This is a genomic window from Haloleucobacter ellipsoideus, from assembly GCF_052491725.1.
On record NZ_JBQWAR010000014.1, the window covers coordinates 173,346 to 197,476 of the forward strand.

At 64.2% G+C, this 24,131-nt stretch carries 17 protein-coding genes; 9 read left to right on the plus strand and 8 right to left on the minus strand.

All coding sequences use genetic code 11. The annotated features are described in order from the left end of the window. The first annotated feature begins 385 nt into the window (after window positions 1–385). Both ACT6QG_RS03450 and ACT6QG_RS03455 read left to right on the plus strand, forming a co-directional pair. Window positions 386–2,575, plus strand: a complete 2,190-nt coding sequence (locus ACT6QG_RS03450) for a TonB-dependent receptor (RefSeq protein WP_444976199.1) — start codon at window positions 386–388, stop codon at window positions 2,573–2,575. Between the two features lie 99 nt (window positions 2,576–2,674). After that, a complete protein-coding gene (locus ACT6QG_RS03455; RefSeq protein ID WP_444976200.1) occupies window positions 2,675–3,703 on the plus strand; it encodes a helix-turn-helix transcriptional regulator in 1,029 nt (342 codons plus the stop codon). A 32-nt stretch (window positions 3,704–3,735) separates the two neighbouring features. Here ACT6QG_RS03455 and ACT6QG_RS03460 read toward each other — a convergent pair whose 3' ends face one another. Then, window positions 3,736–4,653 carry a helix-turn-helix transcriptional regulator gene (locus ACT6QG_RS03460; protein ID WP_444976201.1) on the minus strand — a complete coding sequence of 306 codons (918 nt, stop codon included), beginning with the start codon at window positions 4,651–4,653 and terminating at the stop codon, window positions 3,736–3,738. A 225-nt stretch (window positions 4,654–4,878) separates the two neighbouring features. On the opposite strand from ACT6QG_RS03460, the gene ACT6QG_RS03465 reads away from it, so the two are divergent. The 4 genes from ACT6QG_RS03465 to ACT6QG_RS03480 are packed head-to-tail and all read left to right on the plus strand — an operon-like array spanning window position 4,879 to window position 10,350. Continuing rightward, window positions 4,879–7,212, plus strand: a complete 2,334-nt coding sequence (locus ACT6QG_RS03465) for a TonB-dependent siderophore receptor (protein ID WP_444976202.1) — start codon at window positions 4,879–4,881, stop codon at window positions 7,210–7,212. 44 nt (window positions 7,213–7,256) lie between these two features. Then, on the plus strand, window positions 7,257–8,438 hold the full coding sequence (locus ACT6QG_RS03470; protein WP_444976203.1) for an ABC transporter substrate-binding protein: 1,182 nt from the start codon (window positions 7,257–7,259) through the stop codon (window positions 8,436–8,438). Between the two features lie 44 nt (window positions 8,439–8,482). Further along, window positions 8,483–9,556 (plus strand): FecCD family ABC transporter permease, encoded by a 1,074-nt coding sequence (locus ACT6QG_RS03475; protein ID WP_444976204.1) that lies wholly within the window; start codon window positions 8,483–8,485, stop codon window positions 9,554–9,556. Next, a complete protein-coding gene (locus tag ACT6QG_RS03480) occupies window positions 9,553–10,350 on the plus strand; it encodes an ABC transporter ATP-binding protein (RefSeq protein ID WP_444976205.1) in 798 nt (265 codons plus the stop codon). Before ACT6QG_RS03475 ends, ACT6QG_RS03480 begins: the two co-directional genes overlap by 4 nt. 272 nt (window positions 10,351–10,622) lie before the next feature. On the opposite strand, the gene yegS is transcribed toward ACT6QG_RS03480, so the two are convergent. The 6 genes from yegS to ACT6QG_RS03510 all read right to left on the minus strand — a co-directional run bounded on the left by yegS (window position 10,623) and on the right by ACT6QG_RS03510 (window position 19,245). Next, window positions 10,623–11,567 (minus strand): lipid kinase YegS, encoded by a 945-nt coding sequence (gene yegS, locus ACT6QG_RS03485; RefSeq protein ID WP_444976206.1) that lies wholly within the window; start codon window positions 11,565–11,567, stop codon window positions 10,623–10,625. Between the two features lie 156 nt (window positions 11,568–11,723). After that, window positions 11,724–13,415 carry an AMP-binding protein gene (locus tag ACT6QG_RS03490; protein WP_444976207.1) on the minus strand — a complete coding sequence of 564 codons (1,692 nt, stop codon included), beginning with the start codon at window positions 13,413–13,415 and terminating at the stop codon, window positions 11,724–11,726. A 188-nt stretch (window positions 13,416–13,603) separates the two neighbouring features. Then, the gene (locus ACT6QG_RS03495; protein ID WP_444976208.1) at window positions 13,604–15,625 is read right to left on the minus strand and encodes an acetyl/propionyl/methylcrotonyl-CoA carboxylase subunit alpha; all 2,022 of its coding nucleotides are present in this window, start codon (window positions 15,623–15,625) and stop codon (window positions 13,604–13,606) included. Continuing rightward, window positions 15,625–16,425 (minus strand): enoyl-CoA hydratase/isomerase family protein, encoded by an 801-nt coding sequence (locus ACT6QG_RS03500; protein WP_444976209.1) that lies wholly within the window; start codon window positions 16,423–16,425, stop codon window positions 15,625–15,627. The genes ACT6QG_RS03495 and ACT6QG_RS03500 overlap by 1 nt, the downstream gene beginning before the upstream one ends. Window positions 16,426–16,435: 10 nt before the next feature. Next, window positions 16,436–18,058 (minus strand): carboxyl transferase domain-containing protein, encoded by a 1,623-nt coding sequence (locus ACT6QG_RS03505; RefSeq protein WP_444976210.1) that lies wholly within the window; start codon window positions 18,056–18,058, stop codon window positions 16,436–16,438. 2 nt (window positions 18,059–18,060) lie between these two features. Beyond that, complete coding sequence (locus tag ACT6QG_RS03510) at window positions 18,061–19,245, minus strand: isovaleryl-CoA dehydrogenase (protein ID WP_444976211.1); 1,185 nt, start codon at window positions 19,243–19,245, stop codon at window positions 18,061–18,063. A gap of 123 nt (window positions 19,246–19,368) precedes the next feature. On the opposite strand from ACT6QG_RS03510, the gene ACT6QG_RS03515 reads away from it, so the two are divergent. Next, on the plus strand, window positions 19,369–20,403 hold the full coding sequence (locus ACT6QG_RS03515) for an AraC family transcriptional regulator (RefSeq protein ID WP_444976212.1): 1,035 nt from the start codon (window positions 19,369–19,371) through the stop codon (window positions 20,401–20,403). 35 nt (window positions 20,404–20,438) lie between these two features. Here the strand turns inward: ACT6QG_RS03515 and ACT6QG_RS03520 are convergent, their stop codons facing one another. Further along, on the minus strand, window positions 20,439–21,470 hold the full coding sequence (locus tag ACT6QG_RS03520; RefSeq protein ID WP_444976213.1) for an AraC family transcriptional regulator: 1,032 nt from the start codon (window positions 21,468–21,470) through the stop codon (window positions 20,439–20,441). A gap of 165 nt (window positions 21,471–21,635) precedes the next feature. Between ACT6QG_RS03520 and ACT6QG_RS03525 the strand changes: the two genes are divergently transcribed. Both ACT6QG_RS03525 and ACT6QG_RS03530 read left to right on the plus strand, forming a co-directional pair. Next, complete coding sequence (locus ACT6QG_RS03525) at window positions 21,636–23,303, plus strand: acyl-CoA synthetase (protein ID WP_444976214.1); 1,668 nt, start codon at window positions 21,636–21,638, stop codon at window positions 23,301–23,303. Between the two features lie 31 nt (window positions 23,304–23,334). Continuing rightward, window positions 23,335–24,102: a 3-hydroxyacyl-CoA dehydrogenase gene (locus ACT6QG_RS03530; RefSeq protein WP_444976215.1), complete on the plus strand. Its 768-nt coding sequence runs from the start codon at window positions 23,335–23,337 to the stop codon at window positions 24,100–24,102. Window positions 24,103–24,131: the final 29 nt, after the last annotated feature.

Here is a 24,131-nt window from a genome sequence, read left to right on the forward strand (position 1 = left end):
GCGGATACATGGGGCGCAAGCCCCCTGATTAGGGCAGCCGGATGCGCCCGGCCATTGAGATGACTTTTGCCAAAGGATAAATTACTTTTGAAAAAAGATCATCAGGTGCGGCAAGCCGTTCACCTGTATGCGTTTTCATGAAGTTTAAGATGATTCTGATCTGCACGTATAAACATCTGGAATATTTATAAATAGAGGTGTGTTGTCGTTTTTGACGGCGCGCAAACATGCTTCATCCGCCAGCAAAGGCCAGCCTTCTGGTTCTCTCTGCCAGTAGTCTTTACTGATCTTTCATCAGCCGCACCCCGAGCCAGCCAAAAGCCAGCCACCCTGCATGTGGATGCGACCGGTCTGTTTTGGGAATTGCTGACGGGTGGAGGACACAGTGTCACTTTCGGGACCACGCATTGCCATTGCGCTTGCTTCGGTAACAGGCATTTTCAGCCTGTCGGCCCCCAGTCAGGCCCTGGCGCAGGAGAGCGGCGCGGATACGGGCGGATCGGGCAGCGAGTTCGTGCTGGAGGCCATAGAGGTCACGGCGCGCCGGGATGCGGAACCACTGTTCAATGTGCCGGTGAGCGTGGGGCTGGTGACATCCGGTGAACTGGCGCTGGAATCCCCGGCCAATGCGGCGGTCGATATCTCCCGTTCCGTGCCCAACTATTCGGTCACCGATGTCGGCAATCCGCTCTTTGCCTTTGGCGCCATACGCGGTGTGGGCACACTCGGATTTCCGCAGAATCCATTTGATTCCACAATCGGTTATGCGCTGAACGGAATGCCGCTCTCGCTCTATTCCGGCTCCCAGCAATTGCTGGATGTGCAGCGGGTGGAGGTGATGCGCGGCCCGCAGAACGTGCTGTTCGGCCGCTCCAGCCAAGGTGGTACGGTGAATCTCGTCACCGCCGAGCCGGATGGCACGCGGGACATGCGGATCCGCGCGGAAGTGGGCACCAACCGGAATCTCGTCGCCGATGTCATTGCCGGCGGCACGCTCATTCCCGGCGTTCTGAATGCCCGTGGCGCGCTGCGCTATACACGGGGTGATGGCGATGTGAAGAACCTGCTCACCGGAGACAGCCTGCCGAGTTTCGAGATCGGCGCGGCGCGCGGCGCCCTGCGCTGGTTCGCGACCGAGCGCACCACGGTGACGCTCTCCGGCTTTTATGAAAAGGATAAGCGCGACACCTTCAACTATATCCTGCGCGGTGGTGAGAACTATCCCGCGGTGATGCTGGATGAGCCGCTGGCCTTCTCCCGCCGCATCGGTATCGGCACGGCCGAGGTCCGTCATGAGCTGGACAGTTTCGACCTGACGGCGACCTTCGGGGTGCAGGACATCTCCTCCACCATGAACTCCGACAATACGGATGCGCTCATCTATTCAAAGGTGACGGGACTGCCGCCGCATTTCTTCATGAATGCAAACTGCTCGGACTGCACACGCTACCGCTTCTCGGAGAATGCCTATTCCGGGGAGCTGCGCGCCACATCCAAGCCGGATGCGCCAATGCGCTGGATTGCCGGCCTGAGCTACTATCATTCCGATTTTGATCATCGCGGCACCAACAGCAGCTCATTCGGCCCCACCCAGAACGGCTATTACAACTCGAACCTGAAGCTCGACAGCTATTCGGCCTTCGCCGAGATCGGCATTGCGCTGGATGAGCGCTGGACACTGACGCCCGGCGTGCGGGTGGGCCATGACTCGGTCTCGCGCAAGGGGCTCTATGTGTCCAATGGCACGGCGGGCACGGTGCCCACCTTCTCCGAATATGGAAAGGTGAGTGATCCCTATATCGCCGGTGGCGTCTCGCTCAGCTACAAGATGGATGAGAACAGCCTGCTCTATGGCTCGGTGCGGCGCGGCTATTCCAATGCCGGCTTCCCCTATTTCAACATCTTCTCCGTTTTCGGAAAAGACGCGCCATCCTATCCGGCCTCCTATGTGTGGACCTATGAGATTGGCGGCCGCACCCTGCTTCTGGATGGTCGTCTGGCGCTTGAAGGCTCGATTTTCTACAACAATGTCGATGATGGGCACGTGAACGCGTTCGACATGATGGCGAACAGCTTCAATATTGTTGCCCTGGATTATTATACCTATGGCTTCGAGGCCAATGCCCGCTATCGCGTCAACCAGATGTGGAGCGTCTATGGCGGGGTGGGTTATACGCGCAGCGCCTTCTTCAATGTGCCGCAGAATGATCTTTCCGGCGCGGCGGATGGCAACAGCCTGCCGGGCGTACCCTTGTGGTCTGGCATGCTGGGCGCGGAAAACCGCCTTTCGCTTGCGGCACTGAAGCTGCCGGGTGAAATGGTGACAAGTGTGGAATACCAGTTCGCAACCGGCGCACGGGCGGCGGATCTGGCCAATACATTCAACCTGTCGCCCTATCACATCATCAATGCGCGCCTTGGCTGGGAGAATGAGCGGATCAAGGTCTACGGCTTCGCGCGGAACCTGTTCGACGAGAATATCGAGGTGGCGGGCACGCCCTATACGGCGGATGTCTATGCGGTGACGCCGGGCCTTGGCCGGGTGCTGGGAGCCGGCATCGAACTGACCTTCTGACAGGGCCTGTTCTGGAACAGCGCCAATGAAGCGCCGGGACATGGCATCCGCCGGGAGGAGCGGATATGCTGCCGGCACACTGGTATGACGATCTGCCCCATGAACATGCCCCGACCGGATCACGATGCCGCATCTGTCACGGCGATGACGGGCGGCATCGCCGCCTCTCATCTTGCCAGCATCGCGCATGCATGGGGTTATGCCTGTGGTGTGCGCGAGCTGGCGCAGGCCACGCCTCCGGGCCCTCCCGCGGCGGCCTCCGCGCCTTCCGAGGCCCTTCTGGCCCATGGCATGCTTGCCACCCATCAGCTGCCTTCAGGGCTGCGCATGTGTGTGAGCGACATGACAACCATTGTCGACAATCGTCGCACCGGAATTCTTGATCGCAGCCTGACAATCATGCTCGCTCTGGAAGGCACGCCCCACCGCTATGAGGCTGCCGGTCGCGAGGAGATGATCGTGGATTGCGGCAGGGCGCTTGTCATCACCTCGCCGGAAACCACGGCCCTGTCCGGGCTGTTCCGGGCGGGCGACAGGACCCGCTATCTGGTGCTTCAGGCCCATGCCGATGCCCTGTGCGACCCGGATCTGGCGGAGATGGTGGAACGCCACCTCGATCAGCACCGTTTCATGCCGCTGCATCACGGGGTGCGTGTCTGCGATCTTGCACGTTCCTGCTTTCCAGCGGCCATGGCGGGGCCCATCGGCCGCCTGCGGGCGGAAAGCTGTGCGCTGGAACTGCTGGCTTTGGCGCTGGAAAGTTTTGAGGCGCCCCCGCCATCCTTCTCCTTAAGCGCGCGGGAGGTGGAGCGCATCTGCCAGGTGCGGGACGAGCTTGTGGCCAGTCTGGACAAGGAGCACCGTCTTGAGGACATCGCCCGCAGCGCCGGCATGAGCGCGAGCGCGTTCAAGGTGAAGTTCGCTGCCGTTGTGGGGCAGCCGGTCTTTCGTTTCCTGCGGGAAAAGCGGCTTGAGCGGGCCTGGGATGGCCTGACGCATGAGGGCTGGAGTGTCTCGCAGGCAGCCTTTTATGTCGGCTACCGGCATCCGGCCAATTTCGCCACGGCCTTCAGGCGGCGTTTTGGTGTGGCGCCGCGTGATGTGGGCGGTTCCGGGCGCGAGTCCTGAGCCTCTCACCCCTGCCTCCGGACGGGAGGGGCTCAGGCGCGCAGTGCGCGCGGCGGGAATCCGTATTTCTTGCGGAAGGCGACAGACAGATGGGCCGGGCTGTAGCCGACGCGATAGGCAATGGAGGAGACGCTCAGCTCTCCTTCCAGCAGCAGGCGGTGCGCTTCCTCCAGTCGCAGGGCCTGCACATGGCTGTAGATGCTTTCCGCATACATGCGCTGGAAGCCGGCCTGCAGCTTGCGGGAGTTGAGCCCCACGGCCAGCCCGAGCTCGGTCAGTCCCGGCGGGTTCTGGAGGCGTGTGGCGAGCATCTGGCGGGCCAGATGCACCTTTTCCATGTCCGATGATGTCAGGCGCGGGCCTGCGGGCGCGGGGGCGGCGTCAAAGGCGGCCACCACATGGGCGGCGATTTCCAGCGCCTTGCCGGAGAGGAAGAGGGTGCGTGCGGCCCCGCCAAGGGAGCATGTCGCCACCTGTGCGCACAGCGCCCTGATCGGCCGGGTGAGGGCGGCCACGCTCATGTGGGGGGATGAGGTGCGCTCCAGCCCGAAGACGCTGCGCAAGGGTTCGAAATCCGCGCTCAGGCGCTGTTCCACGGCCGGGGCGGAAAGCGCCACCTTGGTGAAAGGCACCCGCTCGCCGGGACGGAAGGACTGTATGGCCTCATGCCCGCCGCGGCTCCATATGGCGCAGATGCAGGGGCCGGTAATGCGCTCGAAGGCCCGGTTGGGCAGCTTGCAGGTGAGCTCCCCCTTTCCCACGATGACGAATTTCAGGCCATTGGTGAGCGGCTCGGTTTCCCAGGCATCGGAGCGGGCCATGACGGTGCCGCTGGCGAGTGCGACAGTGCCATCATAAAAGGCTTCTCCCTCACGCGCGTCCAGGGCCATGTCACCGTGATGCTGGCTGTTCATGGCCGGAGGGCGGCCGGGTCCGTGCAGTGCTGTCATGATCTGTGCTGCTTCTATACATGGCGCATGTCCTGCGCGCCTGCTGGCCCATGGCACAGCCTGAACATGCCGCCATGTTAATGACGCTGCGACAGGTTCGCAATATGTCCCGGCACATTGGAATTTGTATAATTCATTGATTGTACTGTGAAAATTCAGATTCCGGAAATCGAAAGAAAGAGTCTCCCACGCTAAAGTCGTATGCATTGTGATGAACGGACGCGCATGCCAATCGAGAGAATGCATTTCATTCTCAAGTTTGATGGGGCCGTTCCTATGGGGGTCGAGTTGTCGCACACCAGCCGCAGGCACCGTGTTCATCCGGGCCTGACCTGTGCCATCAGCCTGTCTGTCCTGATGCTGGCGAGCGGCGCGGATGGCGGGCGGGCATGGGCGCAATCCGCCCGCACTTCCGCCACGGGCGCCGATACGCCGGAGGCATCGGCGCGCGAGGGCCGTCAACGTGCCGCCCGCCCGCAGGCCGCGGCCGGGGCGGTAGCGGATGGTGACGCGATTGCCCTGGCTCCGGTGACTGTCTATGGCGAGCGTGGCACCGGCCCGGTGAATGGCTATGTGGCCAATTACAGCACCACCGCCAGCTTCACTGGCCAGCCCATCGCGGAAATTCCCCAGTCCGTGAGTGTCATCGGGCGGGAGGAGATGGCCCAGCGCAATGTGCAGACCACCACCCAGGCGCTGCAGTATGTGCCCGGTGTTTTCGCCTCCAATGGCGCGGCTTCCCAGCGCTTCGACTATTACAGCATCCGCGGTTTTGACGCGACGCTGAACGGCGCGCTGCTGGATGGCCTGCGCTCCACCACCGCGCAATCCTATGTGCGCTACCAGCCCTATGGCATGGAGCGCACCGAAGTGCTGCGCGGGCCTTCCGGGTTTCTCTATGGCGCAGGCTCACCCGGCGGCGTGGTTAACATGATCTCCAAGCGCCCCACCGAGGAAGCGCTGCGCGAGATCGGCGTGCAATATGGCAGCTTCGACCGCTGGCAGGGGCAGTTCGACTTCTCCGGCCCGCTGAAGGAGGACAAGAGCCTGCTCTTCCGCCTTGTGGGCGTGGGGCGCAGCTCCGATACACAGATCCGCCAGGTGCCGGACAATACCGGCTATATCGCCCCCTCCCTCACATGGGCGCCCACGGACAATACGACCCTGACCGTTCTGGCCTCGCTCAGCCGGGACGAGTTCGGCCCGCCGCGCCCCTTCGTGCCCATCCGGGGCACGCTGAAGCCCAACCCCAACGGGAAAATGGCCTGGAACACCTATCTGGATGGCACCGGGCTCGACAATCATCAGGTGCAGGCCAATATCGGCTATATTCTCGACCACCGGTTCAATGATGTGTGGTCGGTGCAGTCCTCCAGCCGCTATGCCTATGCGGACCTGTTCACCCAGACCCTTTCCGGCATGGGTCTTGCCGCGGATATGCGCACGCTGAACCGCACGGCCTACCAGTTCGATATTGAAGGGCGCATCTTCTCCACCAACAATATGGCGAAAGCCAGCTGGTCTGCCGGTCCGGTGGAGGGGGAGAGCGTCTTCGGCCTCTCCTACCGCCACGGGACCGAGGATTATTATCTGAACTACGGGCGGGCCGCGCCCATCGACATCTATCTGCCCACCTATGGCGCGCCGTTCTCGGCATCCACGGCCTTCACCAGGACCTACCAGAAGGCGGAGGAAACCGGCATCTTCACCGCCAATACGCTGACCATCGCCAAGCGCGTGGTGGTGGACCTGTCGGCCCGTCAGGACTGGGTGAGCGTCAACACCACCAACCGCATGAACGGCAGCGTGACGCGGCAGAAGGATGATGACTTTACCTATCGCGCCGGCCTGACCCTGCTGACCGGTTTCGGGGCATCGCCCTATGTCAGCTACACCACGTCCTTCGCGCCGGTTCTGGGCACGAATTTCTATGGCGAGTCCTACAAGCCCACCACCGGCAAGCAGTGGGAAGTGGGCCTGAAATACAAGCCCGATGCGTTCGATGGCCTGTTCACCATCGCCTGGTACAATCTGGAGCAGGACAATGTGCGCACGCAGGACCCGGACAACCCGCTGAACTCGGTGCAGACCGGGCAGGTGACGTCCAGGGGGCTGGAGCTGGCGGCTGTCGCCAATGTCACCACCAGTTTCAACCTGCGCGCCAGCTATACCTATATGGACCTGAGCACCACCAGAACCACGGTGCAGAACGCGCTGGGCAAGGTGCCGACCGGCATGCCGGAGCATCAGGCTTCCGGCTGGGCGGATTACCGGATCGACAGCGGGCCGTTCACCGGCTGGAGCCTTGGCGCGGGCGTGCGTTATGTGGGTGAAACCTATGCGGATACGGCCAACACCATCGTGGTGCCGTCCTTCACTCTGGTGGATGCGGCCATCCGCTATGAATTCGGCCAGTTCCGCAAGGAGCTGGAAGGGCTGAAGCTGGCGGTGAACGCCACCAACCTGTTCGACAAGAAATACTATTCCACCTGCAGCGCATCCTCCTGCAATTACGGCTTTGACCGCTCCGTCATCGCCACCCTCAGCTACCGCTGGTGAGCGCGATGCAAGACCCACGCGACAGGGCCAGCCCGGATCATGGCATGACACAGAACCCCTCCTCCTTCCGCCATCCGCGCGCGCTGCTGCGCCGCGTTCTCGTGCGCACATGCATGGCGGCTGCGCTGGCCCTGTCCGCCCTCGCGCTGCCAGCCGCTTCCGAGGCATGGGCACAGCCGGCATCGCCCGCGGCCGGCGCCATCACGGTGACGGACATGCTGGAGCGCACCGTCACCCTTCCCGCGCCGGCGAAAAGGGTGGTGCTTTCCGAAAGCCGCCATATCCTCACCCTCGGCCTGCTGGACAGGCAGCCGCTGGACTGGATTGTCGCCTGGGGAGATGATCTCCAGCGTTATTCGCCGGAAACCTATGCCGCCCTGCGCGCGCGCTTTCCGCAGGCCGATGCCGTGCCCGTGGTGGGCCGCACCACCGGGGGCAGCTTCTCGATTGAGGCGGTGATCGCCGCGCGGCCCGATCTGGTGGTCTTCACCCTGTATGGCCCGCCGCCTGCCGGACTCGACAGGCTGGATGCCGCCGGCATTCCCTATGTCTTTGTCGATTTCTTCCAGAAGCCCCTGAGCAAGACGGTGCCATCCATGCGCATGCTCGGCCAGCTTCTGGGGCGGGAGCAACAGGCGGAAGACTTCATCGCTTTCTATGAGCAGCGGATGAATGATGTCGCCGCGCGGGTGGAAAAGGCGGGTACGCAGCCGCGCGTGCTGTTTCACCTCAACCCCAATGGCAAGGACTGCTGTTTTTCCTCCGGCGTGGGAAATATGAGTGATTTCATCGCTGCGGCTGGCGGGCGCAATATTGGCAAGGACAAGATTCCCGGCGCCATCGGCAAGCTGAACCTTGAATATGTTCTGGCCGAGCAGCCGGATTTCTATCTGGCCGGCGGCGGTTCCACCGTGACCCAGACAGGGTTGCGGATCGGCCCGGATATCAGCGCGCAGGAAGCGGGGGAAACCTTTGCCCATGTGCTGGAAACGCCGGGCATCTCCAGCCTTCGGGCGGTGAAGACCGGGCGCGCGGGCGGCATATGGCTGTTCTATTTCGATAATCCGCTCTTCTTCCTGGGCGTGGAAGACATGGCGCGGATGTTCCATCCCGAGGCTTTTCGCGATGTGGAGCCGCAAAAGACCCTCACGGAGCTGAATACGCGCTTTCTGGCTTTTCCGCTGGAAGGCACATTCCATGTCATGCCGGCGGCCCCGCAGAAATGACGGCCTGCGAGATGCCGGATGAAAAAGGGCCGGCGGGGGGAGCTGTGCGCGCTGACACTCTCGCCGGCGCGGGCCTGCGTGCGGATATTCTTTGCGCCCATGACAAGGTGCGCCTGTGGCGCATTCTGGCTCTCGTGGCCCTCGTCATCCTGCTGCTTGCCGGTCTGCTGGCGGATCTGCTCACCGGGCCGGCCGGGCTGAGCCTCGGCCAGATCCGTGCCGGGCTCATGGGGGAGGGGGATGAGGCGCTGGCCATCATCATGTGGCAGGTGCGCCTGCCAACGGCCATGCTCGCCATACTGATCGGCGCGAGCCTGAGCCTTGCGGGGGCGGAGATGCAGACCATCCTGCACAATCCGTTGGCCAGCCCCTTCACCCTTGGGGTGTCTTCAGCGGCCTCTTTCGGGGCGGCGCTGGCCATCATTGTCGGGGTCAGCCTGCCCTGGATGCCGGCGGACATGGCCGTGCCGGTCAATGCCTTCCTCTTCGCCTTCGGCGCGGTTCTGCTCATTCAGCTCGTGGCGGCCACGCAGGGGCATGCGGCGGGGGGCGCGACGACACTGGTGCTGTTCGGCATCGCCTTGGTGTTCGGTTTCAACGCGCTGGTGGCGGTGCTGCAATTCATCGCTCCGGCCGACTCTCTCCAGCAGCTCATCTTCTGGACCATGGGCAGCCTGAGCCGGGCGGACAGCACCTCCGTTCTGGGCATGGGGCTGGTGCTGGCGGTGGTGCTGCCCTTTTCATTGCGGGCCACATGGTCGCTCACCCTGCTGTCGCTGGGCGAGGAGCGGGCGCGGAGCCTTGGTGTGAACATCGCCCTGCTCCGCTTTGGCTGCCTGTTGCGCGCCAGCCTGCTGGCGGCGGTGGCGGTGGCCTTTGCCGGCAGCATCGGCTTTGTGGGGCTGGTGGGGCCGCATATGGCGCGCCTGATGGTGGGCGAGGACCATCGCTTCTTCCTGCCGGCGGCGCTGCTTTCAGGCGCGGTTCTGCTCTCCTTCGCCAATGTCGCCTCCAAGCTGATCGTGCCGGGCGTGGTGTTGCCCATCGGCATTGTCACCTCCCTTGTCGGGCTGCCCTGCTTTCTTGCGCTTCTGTTCTGGGGGAGGGGGCGGCGATGACGGCTGTGGAAGAGGGCGCGGGGCTGGAGGTGCGCGACATCCATGTGCGTTATGGCCGCGTCAGCATCTTGGGGAATGTGAGCCTGCCGCTCTTGCGGGCAGGGCGCATCACCGCTTTTGCCGGGCCAAACGGGGCAGGCAAGTCCACATTGCTGCGCGCCATTGCCGGCATGGTGCGGGCCGGGGGGGCCGCCTGTTTCGAGGGGCAGGACCTGATGCGCATGCCGGCCCGCCAGCGCGGGCGCATTCTCGGTTTCATGCCGCAGGGACTTGATGGGGCCAGTGGGCTGACAGTGCTGGAAAGCATCATCGCCTCGCTCCGGGTCTTCTCCCCCGGCCTGCCGGTGGAGACCTGCCGGCACAGGGCGCTTGGCGTGCTGGAGGAGGTGGGGCTTCTGCAACTGGCGATGCGCCGGCTCAACACCCTTTCGGGCGGGCAGCGGCAACTGGCCAGCCTTGCCCAGTCTCTGGTGCGCCAGCCGCGGATCCTGCTGCTGGATGAGCCCACCAGCGCCCTGGATCTGCGCCACCAGATCGAGGTCATGTCCATCCTGCGCCGGGTGGCCCGGAATGGCTGCATGGTGCTGGTGGTGCTGCATGATCTGGCGCTGGTGGCCAATTGGGCGGATGAGGTGGTGTTTCTCCATGAGGGGGCCGTGGCCGCCGCAGGCGTGCCTGCCGAGGTGATGACGGATGATCTGCTCGCCCGGATCTATGGCGTGCAGGCACAGGTGAGTCATGGGCCCGAAGGCGGCTCTTTCGTGCTGGTGAAAGGGCTGGCGCGGAAGCTATGATATGAGACGGACAGGGATGATGACCTTCCCCCGGCCGCGGGCCTTCGTTTCCGGCCACGGGCCGCGGGGCCTCGTGAATGGAGGAGGAGAAAGGATTGAACTTCAAGCGCAAGCGACCCAAATCCGGGCGTGCCGGATGTCTCATGTGCAAACCGTGGAAGAGACAGGGAACCTGTCTGCACCAGCGATATAAAGCCTCGGACAGGCGACGTGCTCTTGTCGCGGAGGAAAAGATGCGCGCGCTTCCGGCGCAGTGACAGGGGCAGTTCCGGTCAGCCTGCCACGGGAGGGTGAGGCTGTCTCCCCTTCAGCAGCGGCGAGTCACCAAGGCGGAGCGAGAGCGCCCCGGGCACGCATTCCACCCGGAAGGTTCTGGTGAGCAGGGGCTCACCATCAAGATTGACGTGCAGATCCTCCTGCGCCTCATATTCGAACCATGTGCTCTTGCAGCGCACCTCAAGCCCGCGAATGGCGCGCGGCCCCGTCCGCAGGGCCTCCATCAGATGCTGGGAGCCCAGATCGGGCGGTATGGCGGGCAGGATCAGAAGATCCAGCAGTCCATCATCAATGGATGCCCCGGGACAAAGCGGAATGCCGCCTCCGGCCTGTCGCCCATTGCCGATCGCCATGGCGATGAAAGGCCCTTCCCATTCAAAGCCCTCGCCGCGAAAGCGGCCCGTGCTGGCGGTCATGTCTCCCAGCCGGGCAAGGCCTGTCAGCGCATAGGCCAGCCCGCCAAGGCTCTTCTTGAGTTGCGGGTCGGTTTCCGCGGTGATCCTCGAACCGAAGCCGCCGGTGACCAGATTGACGAATGGCCGGCCATCCAGCACGCCGATATCGACAGGCACGGGCATGCTGGTGGCGGCACGGCGCAGGGCTGCGGTGATGTCATTGGGGTCCACTCCGGCAGAGCGGGCAAAATCATTGGCGGTGCCCAGGGGCAGAATGCCGAAGCTGCCGCCATAGCCCCCCTCTCCGGTGAAGGCCGTGCCCAGAACCTCATTGATGGTGCCATCGCCGCCCGCGGCAACAATCACCTCAATCCCGTCTGCCGCGGCATCGCGCATGGCCTCGCTGGTGAGGCGCTGGACATCGCCGCTTTCCCATGTGGGCCGGACCCCGACCTGATGACCTTCCGCGCGCAGTGTCGCGACCGCGCGGCGCACCCGTACATCAGCCGCCGATTTCCCGTTCAGTATGATCCGCAGATGGGTCATCGCTCTCACATCGCCTTGCTTGCAGGTGATGGATCAATAGGTCTGGGAAGGGGCAGGATTCAGGCGGCCGCAGGCGGTTTCAGCCAAAGCGCCTGCCCTGAAGGCGAGATGGGCTTCAGGGCAGGGTGTTTTTTCAGGGCTGGCCGTGCGGCATTTTCAGTTCGCCTGCCCGGAGAGTTTTCTTGAAATCATCTCGCGCAGGGCGAATTTCTGGATCTTGCCGGTCACCGTCATGGGCAGCTCTTCCATCAGCTCGATATAGCGCGGCACCTTGTAATAGGCGATCTGGTCCCGGCAATAGTCCAGTATGTCCTGCTCGGTCAGGCTGTTGTCCAGCGGCACGATGCAGGCGCACAGTTCCTCGCCATAATGGGGATCGGGGATGCCGACGACCTGCACCTCGCGCACCTTGGGGTGGCGGTAGAGGAAGTCCTCGATCTCACGCGGATAGATGTTCTCGCCCCCGCGGATGACCATGTCCTTCACCCGGCCGACAATGGCGCAATATCCCTCCTCATCCAGTGTGGCGAGGTCGCCGGTATGCATCCAGCCCTCCGCATCCACGGCTTCGGCGGTCTTTTCCGGCGCGCCCCAATAGCCGCGCATTACGGAATAGCCGCGCGTGCACAGTTCGCCAATCTCGCCGGGGCGGACAGTCTTGCCGGCGGCATCGATGAGCTTGGCCTCCAGATGGGGATGGATGCGCCCGACCGTGGTCACCTGCTTCTCGACAGGATCATCCACGAGGGTCTGGAAGGAGACGGGGGAGGTTTCCGTCATGCCATAGGCAATCGTCACCTGCTCCATGTGCAGCTCGCTGCGCACGCGCTTCATCAGCTCTATGGGGCAGACAGATCCGGCCATGATGCCCGTGCGCAGGGAGGAAAGGTCGTAGGCGGCAAAGCCATCCACGGCCAGCATGGCTGAAAACATGGTGGGCACGCCATAAAGCCCGGTGCAGCGCTCATCCATCACCGCCTTCAGGGAGGCGCCGGGGTCGAAGCCCTCGCCGGGGAAGATCATCGTCGCCCCCTTCGTGACGCATCCCAGAACGCCCATCACCATGCCGAAGCAATGGTAGAGCGGCACGGTGATGCACAGCCGGTCCCGGTCGGTAAAGCGCATCCGGTCGGTCACGAACATGCCGTTATTGACGATGTTCCTGTGCGTGAGGGTCGCCCCCTTGGGGGCGCCCGTGGTGCCGGAGGTGAACTGGATATTGATGGGATCATGGGGGGAAAGCCGGGCGGTGAGCGCATCGAGGCGCGCGGTGTCCGCCACGGTTTGCGCCACCTGCCCGAAAGGCACCATGCCGTCCTGCGGTGTGTCCGACATGGAGATGATGGTGCGCAGGTCCGGCAGCTTGTCGCAATACAGGGCGCCCGGCGTGCCGGAGGCCAGTTCCGGCAGGATGTCCCGCAGCATGCCCAGATAATCGGAGGTCTTGAAGCGGTCTGCCGTGACCAGTGCGCGCATGGAGACATTGCGCAGAACATATTCCAGCTCATGGCGGCGATAGGCCGGGTTCACATTGACCAGAATGGCCCCGATGCGGGCGGTGGCGAACTGGGTCAATACCCATTCCGGCCGGTTGGGAGACCAGATACCCACCCGGTCTCCCCGGTTGATGCCCAGATCCAGAAGGCCGGTCGCCAGCTGGTCGACCGCATCGGAAAAGGCCTGCCAGCTCAGGCGCAGGCCGCGATCGGCGAACACCATGGCCTCCGCGTCCGGCCGGGCGGCAACGGTGCGGGCCAGAAGGGCGGGAATGGTTTCTTCCAGAAGCGGCGGGGTATTGGCGCCACGCACGCGCGCTTCATCCGGATTCGGGCGTTCGCTGTAGGTCATTGTTTTCTCCCTGTCCATGGCCGCCGGTTTCTCCGGCTGGTGCGCCGAGCGCTTCTGGTTCTGCCCCGCTGCCGGGGAAATGGTTGAACCGCGGCGGCCCGTATGCCCGGCCGCCGCGGTGTTTCAGTTGGTGTCCGGCCGTGTGCCGGTGCGGATGTGCTGGCGGCGCGCGCCGGATGAAGACCCGCTCATGCCTCTGCCCCGTCCGCGGGAAGGGCGGTGAGACGCAGCAGCTCGGCGCCCTCGGGTATCTGGTCCCCGACCGCATACAGCAGCTCGGCCACGATGCTGTCGGCCGGGGCGCGGATGGTGTGCTCCATCTTCATCGCCTCCATCACCGCAAGCGGCTGGCCCTGCTTCACCTGAGCCCCGGCCTCCACAAGCAGGGCGATGATCCGTCCGGGCATGGGCGCGGTCAGGCGGTCCGCCTCCGCCTCGATCTCGCCGGCATGGGCCAGAGGGTCCAGCAGCGTCACGCAGGCGCTGCCGGCCGGGGTGAAGATGGTGAAGTCATCCCCATGGCGATAGGTCGTCGCCCGCAGGCGCATGCCATCCAGCGTCATGTCGCCATCCGGCAGGAAGACGAGGCGATGGACGAAACCATCCGCTTCCAGATGAAACAGGGTTTCGTCCTGCCGGGTGAAGCTGATGGTCTCCCGCTCCTCGCCCGGCTGGAGGGTCAGAGTGCGCGGGGCCGGGCCGGCCATGCGCCAGCTGTCACGATGGGACCATGGGTCGGCATCCGCCAGTGCGGCTTCCGCCTGCACCACATGCCGGACGATGGCCGCGGCGAGATGGCCCAGAGGCAGCTCTCGCTGGTGAAACAGCACGGCGCTTTCCCGCTGGATCAGGGCGGTATCGAGATCGGCATGGGCGAAGGCATGGCTGCGGGCAATGCGGCGCACAAAGGCCGTATTGGTGTCCACGCCCACAATATGGGTCTGCGCCAAGGCCTCATCGAGGCGCATCAGCGCTTCCTCGCGCGTTGCCCCATGCACAATGAGCTTGGCGATCATCGGATCATAGAAGGGCGAGATCGCATCGCCCTCGCGCACGCCGGAATCCACCCGCACCCCATGAGGAGCGGGGGTGAAATCGGTGTGGGGCGGCAGGCGCAGAATCTCCAGCCGCCCTGTCGCCGGCAGGAAGTCATGATCGGGCGCCTCGGCGCAGATGCGCGCCTCGATGGCATGTCCGTTCCGCACCAGTTCATGCTGGAGGCGGGGCAGGGGCTCGCCTGCCGCCACGCGGATCTGCCATTCCACCAGATCCTGCCCGGTAATGGCCTCCGTCACCGGATGCTCCACCTGGAGGCGGGTGTTCATCTCCATGAAATAGAAGGAGAGATCGCCATCGGCCGCGGGTTCGGCGATGAACTCCACGGTGCCCGCGCCCACATAGCCCACGGCACGGGCCGCGGCGATGGCAGCCTGCCCCATCTCCTCGCGCCGCTGCTCGCTCAGGCCCGGCGCGGGGGCTTCTTCCAGCACCTTCTGGTGGCGGCGCTGGACCGAGCAGTCGCGCTCAAACAGATGCACATAATTGCCGTGCGTATCCCCGAACACCTGGATCTCGATGTGCCGGGGGCGTTGCACATAGCGTTCCAGCAGGACCGCCTCGCTGCCGAAACTGCTGGCGGCCTCGCGCTGGCAGGAGGCGAGCTTCTCCGCGAACTCCTCCTGATGCTCGACAATGCGCATGCCCTTGCCGCCACCGCCGGCACTGGCCTTGATGATGAGCGGATAGCCAATGCGCTCCGCCTCGGCGGCCAGCAGGGCCGGGCTCTGGTCCGCGCCGTGATAGCCCGGCACCAGCGGCACGCCGGCCTCCTCCATCAGGCGCTTGGCCTCCGCCTTCAGCCCCATGGCGCGGATGGCCTGCTCCGGCGGGCCGATGAAGACCAGGCCGGCCTGTGCGCAGGCGGCGGCGAAATCGGCATTCTCGCTCAGGAAGCCATAGCCGGGATGAATGGCGTCGGCCTGTGTATCGAGCGCTGCGGCAATGATCTTCTCCCAGAGCAGATAGCTCTCGCGCGGGGCCGCGCCGCCCAGCGAGACCGCCTCATCGCACATGGCGACGAAACGGGCGCAGGCATCGACATCCGAATGCACCGCCACGGTGCGGATGGCGAGGCGGCGTGCGGTTGCGGCCACACGGCAGGCGATCTCGCCGCGATTGGCGATCAGGATCTTGCGAATGCCCCGTTTCATCACGATGCCTCCCCTGTCTTGGTGTTCAGCCAGGAAGGCCGTGTCTTGTTCAGAAATGCCTGCATCCCTTCGCGGCCATGGGCGGAGGCGCGGATATCGGCAATGCGCGCGGCGGTGTCCTGCACCAGCGCGTCATCCACCGGGCGGCCGCCCACATCGCGCAGCAGGCGCTTGCACGCGGCCAGTGCGGTGGGGGCCGCCTGGATGAGGTGCGCGCAGTAGCGCCCTGTCACCTCATCCAGCGCATCGGCACCCGTCACCTCATGCACCAGCCCGCAGAGGGCGGCGGCCTGTGCGGAGAACACCTCGGCGGTGAGAAAATAGCGCTGTGACATGCGTCGGCCCAGCGCGGCCATCACATAGGGGGCAATGGTCGCGGGAATGAGCCCCAGCCGAACCTCGCTCAGGCAGAAGCGGGCATGTTCCGCCGCCACCACCATGTCGCAGGCGGCCACAAGCCCGACCCCGCCGGCAAAGGCATCCCCCTGCACACGGGCGATGACCGGAACCGGACATTCATGGATGGTGCGCAGCATGGTGGCGAGCGCCATGGCATCGGCGAGATTTTCCGCATGGCTGTAGTGCGCCATGCGTTCCATCCATGCCAGATCCGCGCCCGCGCAGAAGGCCTTGCCGCTGGCGGCCAGCACGATGACACGAACGCTTTCATCCCGCCCGAGAGCGGTGAAGGTTTCCGTCAGTTCCCGGATGAGAACATCATTGAAGGCATTGCGAACCTCCGGGCGGTTCAGCGTCACGGTGGCGACGCCATCGGCCCGGGTCATGATCAGATGCTGCATCTTCGCCTCCTCACATGCGGAACACGCCGAAGCGCGCTTCGGGAATGGGGGCGTTGAGGCTGGCGGAAAGGCCCAGTGCCAGAACGCGGCGGGTGTCTGCCGGGTCGATCACGCCGTCATCCCAGAGGCGGGCGGTGGCATAATAGGGGTGGCCCTGATGTTCGTAGCGCTCGCGGATATTCTCGCGGAATGCCGCCTCATCTTCCCCGGACCACTGGCCTCCGGCCTTTTCCACGCCATCACGCCGCACGGTGGCCAGCACGGAAGCCGCCTGCTCGCCGCCCATGACTGAGATGCGGGCATTCGGCCACATCCACAGAAAGCGCGGGGAATAGGCGCGCCCGCACATGCCATAATTGCCGGCGCCAAAGGAGCCGCCAATGATGACGGTGAATTTGGGCACATTGGCGCAGGCCACGGCTGTCACCATCTTGGCGCCATGGCGGGCAATGCCTTCATTCTCGTATTTCTGCCCCACCATGAAGCCGGTGATGTTCTGCAGGAACACGAGGGGAATGCGCCGCTGGCAGCACAGCTCGATGAAATGCGCCCCCTTGGCCGCGCTTTCCGAGAACAGGATGCCATTATTGGCGATGATGCCGACCGGCATGCCCTCGATATGGGCGAAGCCGGTGACCAGTGTGGGGCCGAAACGGGCCTTGAACTCATGAAACTCGGAGGCATCCACGATACGGGCGATGATCTCGCGCACATCGAAGGGCTTGCGTGTGTCGGTGGGGATGATGCCGCCGATTTCCGCAGGGTCATATTTCGGCGGGCGGGGGGTGATGCGCTCCACCTGCATGGATTTGGAACCGTTGAGATGGGCAACCGCGCCGCGCGCCAGCGCCAGGGCGTGGGCATCATCATTGGCCAGATGATCGGCGACGCCGGAAAGGCGCGTGTGCACATCACCGCCGCCCAGCTCTTCCGCGCTCACCACCTCGCCCGTGGCCGCCTTCACCAGGGGCGGGCCGGCCAGAAAGATGGTGCCCTGATTGCGCACGATGATGGTTTCATCGCTCATGGCCGGCACATAGGCCCCGCCCGCCGTGCACGAGCCCATCACCACCGCGATCTGGGCGATGCCCGCCGCGCTCATCTGCGCCTGATTGTAGAAGATGCGGCCGAAATGGTCGCGGTCGGGGAACACCTCATCCTGATTGGGCAGGTTCGCCCCGCCCGAATCCACCAGATAGATGCAGGGCAGATTGTTCTGCGCCGCAATTTCCTGGGCGCGCAGATGCTTCTTCACGGTGAGAGGGAAATAGGTGCCGCCTTTCACGGTCGCATCATTGCAGACGATCACGCATTCCCGGCCGGACACGCGACCGATACCGGCAATGACCCCCGCGCTTGGCGCGGCATCACGACCGTCCTTTTCCTTGTAGACATTGAAGGCCGCCATGGGGGCGATCTCGAGGAAGGGCGAGCCGGCATCCAGCAGCATGTCGACGCGCGCGCGCGGCAGCATCTTGCCCCGCGCCACATGCCGGGCGCGGGCTGTCTCGCCACCACCCTGCATCACCTCTTCAAGGCGGGCGCGCAGATCCTGCACCAGCCCGCTCATGGCCTCGGCATTGGCCTGGAACTCGGCGCCGCGGGGGCTGATCTTGCTTTCAATCACCGCCATGATCACAGCCCGGCGGTTTCGTTGAACAGTTCACGCCCGATCAGCATCCGGCGGATTTCCGATGTGCCGGCCCCGATTTCATACAGCTTGGCATCGCGCCACAGGCGCTCGACGGGGAAGTCCCGCGTATAGCCCACCCCGCCCAGGGTCTGGATCGCCTCGCCGGCGATCGCGGTGGCCTTTTCGGCGGCATAGAGAATGGCGCCGGCGGCATTCTTGCGCAGGCTGCGGTCATGGCCGGCCCTGTCGCAGGCCTTGCCCACCGCATAGACATAGGCGCGCGTGGCCTGCCATGTGGTGTAGATGTCGGCCAGCTTGCCCTGCATGAGCTGGAATTCGCCGATGCTCTGGCCGAACTGCTTGCGCTCGTGCACATAGGGCATGACGGTATCCATGCAGGCCGCGATCAGCCCGAGCGGGCCGCCGGCAAGCACGGCGCGCTCATAATCAAGGCCGGACATCAGCACCCTGACGCCCTGGCCCACCCCGCCCAGCACGTTTTCCTCCGGCACTTCCACATTGTCGAAGAAGAGCGGATAGGTGTTGGAGCCGCGCATGCCCAGCTTGTCCAGCTTGGCGCCGGCGGAAAAGCCGGCAAAGCCCTTCTCGATGATGAAGGCGGTGATGCCCTTCGCGCCAGCATCAGGGTCCGTGCGGGCATAGACCACCAGCGTATCGGCATCCCCGCCATTGGTGATCCACATCTTGGAGCCATTGAGGATGAAGCGGTCGCCCTTCTTCTCCGCGCGCAGCTTCATGCTCACCACGTCGGAGCCGGCATTGGGCTCGCTCATCGCCAGCGCGCCCACATGCTCGCCGGAAATGAGCCGGGGCAGATATTTCTGCTTCTGCGCCTCGGTGCCGTTCCGGTGGATCTGGTTCACGCACAGATTGGAATGCGCGCCATAGGACAGGCCAACCGAGGCGGAGGCGCGGGACACCTCTTCCAGCGCCACAATATGTGCCAGATAGCCCAGATTGGTGCCGCCATAGGCCTCGCCCACGGTCAGGCCATGGAGACCCATGTCACCCAGCTTGCGCCACAGATGGGCGGGAAAGAGATTGTCGCGGTCGACCTCGGCGGCCAGGGGGGCGATTTCCTTTGCCGCGAAAGCGCGAACGGCCTCCCGCAGGGCATCCACGTCTTCGCCAAGCTCGAAGTCCAGCTCGATTGCCGACAGCATCATCGCGTCTCTCCCCTGTATTTATGTGCCGTGATCCGGCGTGATTGAATTCAGAATAGATCTGGCATACCGCCCATGCGTGCCACAATGGTTGCAAATCGGGACATCATGTCCTGATATGGGTCCATGAGGAAAATCGCGTCAGGCCCAGCGACGGCCGTTACACCGATAGCCTTCGTGCAGGCGATCTCAAAGGGCTATGCGCGATATGGACGCTGTTTCGACATGGCGCTGAAGGCGGCACGGATTGAGCCTGCCCTTCTGGAGGACAACAGCGCGCGCGTCACGGCGGAACAGTTCGAGGCCCTGTCCTCCCATGCCATGCAGGAACTGGATGACGAGGCGCTGGGATGGTTTGGCCGCCCCATGCGCTGGGGCAGCCTTGGCCTGCTGTGCCGCGCCTCCATTTCTGCTCCCAGCCTGGATGTCGCCTTGAAGCGCTGGACGCGGTGTCACGGCCTGCTGGTGGATGATGTCCGCCTGTCTCTGGGGGTGCGCGCCGGTGTGGCCAGCATCATGATTGAAGAGCGCGCCGATACCGGGGATTTTCGTGAGTTCTGTCTGGTTTCGGTCTTGCGCGCGGTGCACGGCTTTGCCTGCTGGCTGGTGGATTCGCGCATTCCCCTGAGCGATCTGTGGTTCCCCTTTTCGCCGCCCGCCCATGTCGATGCCTATCGCGCCATGTTTCCCGGCGAGGCGCGGTTTGGTGCGGAAGGGGCAGGCTTCAGTTTCAGCGCGGATTATCTGGCCTTGCCGCCCCTGCGGGATGAAACAGCTACCCGGGCCATGTTGCAGAAGGCGCTGGGGCTGATGGTGCTCCAGTATCGGCGGGACCGGCTTCTGGTGGAGCGGGTGCGCCTGTTGCTGAAGGCCCGCATGACAGGGGCCAGCCATCTGATGACAGCCGAGGAGCTGGCGGAGATGCTGCATGTCTCCCGCCGGACCCTGCACCGCCAGCTTCATGAGGAGGGTGCCTCCCTCCAGCAGATCAAGGATGACATCCGGCGGGAGCGGGCCATGGAGCTGTTGCGCCGGAACAACCGCCCGCTCAAGCAGGTTGCCCACCTTGTCGGGTTCCGCAATGAAAAGAGCTTCATGCGCGCCTTCAAGACATGGACCGGCCATACGCCCGGCGAGATCCCCGAAAGGGGCCGGGCCTGAGAGGAGCGCATCGCGCAGCCTTGTCCCGGCCCGTGTCAGCGGCTCGCCCCGCTTCCGTCTGGCCCGTCCATCCCGCCCGCCCGCCTGAAGGCGCCCGGTCGCATCCCGGTCCATTTGCGAAAGGCGCGATGAAAGGCGCTGGGTTCGGAAAAACCGAGATCGGCGGCGACCTCACCCACCCCGCGTGTGCTTTGCAACAGCCATTCCATGGCCAGATCCCGGCGCAGCTCGTCGCGGATATCGCGATAGGTGGTGCCCTCCTCGCGCAGGCGGCGACGCAGGCTGGAGGCCGGCATGCGCAACCGCTTCGCCATGGTCTCTGCATCCGGCCAGTTCATGGGCGGGGTTTCCTGCAAGCGGGTGCGCACGCGCGCGGCCAGCCCGGCATCATGGCGATATCTGACGAGAATGTTCGCCGGGGCCCGACGCAGAAACTCCTTCAGCGCCTTCTCGTTGCGGATGGCGGGCAGGGTCAGGAAACTGGCATCGAAAGCCAGCAGGCTCTGGGGTTGGCTGAAATGTACGGGTGCGCCGAAGAAGCGGCCATAATCGGCGCTCTGCCTTGGAGGGTCGCAGCTGAACTCCAGCCGGCGCAGGGGAATGCGCCGCCCCACAAGCCAGCAGGTGATGCCATGCACCAGAATCCAGTAGGTGCGATAGGTGAAGGCCGAACGTGGCCCGCCCTTGTCCGTCAGGCGCACCAGGGCCAGACCATCGGCAACCACCAGTTCGCCGCGCGGATCCGCCAGCACCACATTCAGAAAACGCAGGGCCCGGCGCAGGGCCTGTTCCAGCGTGGTGGCATACAGCACCGCGTGGCACAGCAGGGTGAAGCTGCCCGGACGCATGGGCTGGGCCGCGCCGCCGAAAAACTCGTCCTCCATGGCCTGTGAGATCGCCAGCCACAGCGCGCCATAGCTCTCGGCCGAAACCGGTTCGGTCACTTTTTCGGGCAGGCCGACGGACCGCAGCAGCGGCTCGACCTCCATCCCCCTGCGCCGCATGCAATCCAGCGCATCCTCCACAAAGCGGGGCGAAATCATGCGCCGTTCCACTCTCTGGTCCATGGATCACCTCTCGCCTTGGGGCACCTGCCCCACAATATGGCAAAACCGATCAGAAAATCAGATCATTTTGGTCATCGCTTGCCACATCATTTCGTAGCCAGATCAGGGGAAGCAAAAGATTCCGCCCATGCACGCCAATGAAGCAATGGGCCAGGGGAGGGAGAGATGACTGTGGCACATGACAAGACGGTGACCTCTGACAACTATGCCGATGCCGCCGCCAGCTTCCGTCTGGAAGATGTTCTCGCATTGTTTGACGGCAATTTCGAAACCGGCATCAATGCCTGCATCGAGTGCTGCGACCGCCATGCCGAAGATGGCGGCGTGGCGCTGGAGTGGGAAAACCAGAATGGCGAGCGCGCCACCTACAGCTTCGCGCAGCTGAAGGCGCTGTCCGCAAGGTTCGCCCATTTCATCACGCAGCTGGGAATCAGGCCCGGCGATGTGGTTGCCGGCATGCTGCCGCGCACTCCCGAGCTGCTGGTCACCATTCTGGGCACATGGCGCGCCGGTGCGGTGTATCAGCCGCTTTTCACCGCCTTCGGCCCCAAGGCCATCGAGCAGCGCCTCGACACCTCATCCGCCAAGCTGGTGGTGACCGATCCGGCCAACCGGCCGAAGCTGGACGAGGTGCCCAACTGCCCGAAGGTGGCGGTGGTGCGCAAGAAGGATGACGATGCGCTCGCCGAGGGGGATTTCGATTTCCATGCCGAGCTGGAGCGCCAGAGCGAGGACTTCACCCCCGTGCTGCGCAAGGGCACGGACCTGTTCCTGATGATGTCCACCTCCGGCACCACCGGCTTGCCCAAGGGCGTGCCCGTGCCGCTGAACGCGCTGCCCGCCTTCCATGTCTATATGCGCCACGCCATCGGGCTGCGCCCCGAGGACAAGTTCTGGAACATCGCCGATCCCGGCTGGGCCTATGGCCTTTACTATGCCGTGACCGGGCCGCTTTTGCTGGGCCATGCCACCACCTTCTATGAAGGCTCTTTCTCGGCCCAGTCCACTTATGACATCGTCAGGCGCCACGGCATCACCAATCTGGCCGGCGCGCCCACCGCCTATCGCCTGCTGATCGCGGCCGGGCCGGAAATGGCGGCGCAGGTGAAGGGGCAGCTCCGTGTCGTCTCGTCCGCCGGCGAGCCGCTGAACCCGGAGATCTTCCGCTGGTTTGCCGAGCATCTGGATGTGCCGATCTTCGATCACTATGGCCAGACCGAAACCGGCATGACCGTGAACAATCACCATGGCCTGCCCCATGAGGTGGTGCCCGGTTCCGCCGGCTTCGCCATGCCGGGATACCGCGTGGCCGTGCTGGATGAGCAGGGCAACGAGCTGCCGCCCAATGTGCCGGGCACGCTGGCGGTGGATATCGCGCGCTCGCCGCTTCTGTGGTTCACCGGCTACTGGCGCAAGGATACCCCGGCGATTGCCGGTGGCTATTACCGCACCGGCGATACGGTGGAGCTGGAGGCGGATGGCCGCATCAGCTTCGTGGGCCGCTCGGATGATGTCATCACCTCCTCCGGTTATCGCATCGGCCCGTTCGATGTGGAAAGCGCGCTGCTGGAGCATCCCGCTGTCATCGAGGTGGCGGTTGTGGGCAAGCCGGACCCGGAACGCACCGAAATCGTCAAGGCTTTCGTCACCCTGCGTGATGATGTCGAGCCGTCCGACGACCTGGTGGAGGAGCTTCAGCTTTATGTGAAGAAGCGCCTCTCCGCCCATGCCTATCCGCGCGAGATCGAGTTCCTGAGCCAGCTTCCCAAGACACCCAGCGGGAAGATCCAGCGTTTCATGCTGCGCAACCGCGACAGACACGCTGACGCCTGAACCGGTCGATCATTTTCGGGAAACGATACGCATGCTCATCAAGGATCACGTTTTTCTCGTCACCGGCACCGGCTCGGGGCTGGGTGCTGCTGTCGCCCGCATGCTTGTGGGCGAGGGCGCCAGGGTGATGGGGCTCGACATCAATGACAGCACCGCGCAGGCCATGCAGGCCGAGCTTGGTCCCGCCTTCCGCTTCCACAAGACGGATGTCACGCGCGAGGAGGATGGCGTTGCGGCGGTGAGTGCCGCGAAGGACGCCTTCGGCCATGTTCATGGTCTGGTGAACTGCGCCGGGGTTGCCCCCGGCGAGCCGGTGGTCGGCCGGCAGGGGCCGCACCGGCTGGACAGCTTCATGCGCGCGGTCTCCATCAATCTGTTCGGCACGTTCAACATGTTGCGTCTTGCCGCGAACGAGATCGTGAAAGAGCAGCCGGAGGCTGAAGGGGAGCGCGGCGTCATCATCAACACCGCCTCCATCGCGGCCTATGACGGGCAGATCGGACAATGCGCCTATGCCGCCTCGAAGGGGGCGGTTGCATCCATGACCCTGCCGGCGGCGCGTGAGCTGGCGCGGCACGGCGTGCGTGTGGTCACCATCGCGCCCGGCATTTTTGAAACGCCGATGATGACGAACATGCCCCAGCCGGTTCTGGATTCCCTGAGCAATACGGTTCCCTTCCCGCCCCGGCTTGGCCGTCCTTCCGAATATGCAGCGCTTGTGAAGCATATTCTGGAAAACACCATGCTGAATGGCGAGGTCATCCGTCTCGATGGCGCATTGCGCATGGCCCCGCGCTGAACGGATCTTCCTGCAAGGGGCCCGTTCGG